The sequence below is a fragment of the Dysgonomonas mossii genome (assembly GCF_004569505.1).
Lineage (GTDB): Bacteria > Bacteroidota > Bacteroidia > Bacteroidales > Dysgonomonadaceae > Dysgonomonas.
In genome coordinates, this window is record NZ_SPPK01000133.1 from 1 (window position 1) to 392 (window position 392).

Consider the following 392-nt stretch of genomic DNA (forward strand, 5'->3'; position numbering starts at 1 on the left):
ATCTATTGGAGGCTATGTCGCAGGAGCATCTGTACAATCAGAAAGTACTATATTTGCAATTAAATCTATGCAAATATACTTTCCATTATTAACAGTAGTACTCATTTGTGTCATTACTTTCTTCTTAAATTATGAAAAGTTTATTACACAAATTAAACAACAAATTCGTTCAAATAATGTTGGCGAAATGAGATCAAAACAAATATATAAATAAAAGGAGTATTTCAAATGACTAATTTAATACATGTAGCTAAAAACGGTTCAGATTATGGGTTAGGAACTGAAACATCACCCTTCTTAACTATTGATAAAGCCGCTTCAGTAGCGTTACCAGGAGATTCAGTAATCGTACATGAAGGCATCTATAGAGAACAAATCACTCATATTAATAG

At 30.6% G+C, this 392-nt stretch carries 1 protein-coding gene; it reads left to right on the forward strand.

The features are described from left to right. Positions 1 to 214 (forward strand): hypothetical protein (locus E4T88_RS18160; protein WP_221411841.1); only part of this gene is annotated, 214 nt, incomplete at its 5' end. Between the last annotated feature and the right edge of the window lie 178 nt (positions 215 to 392).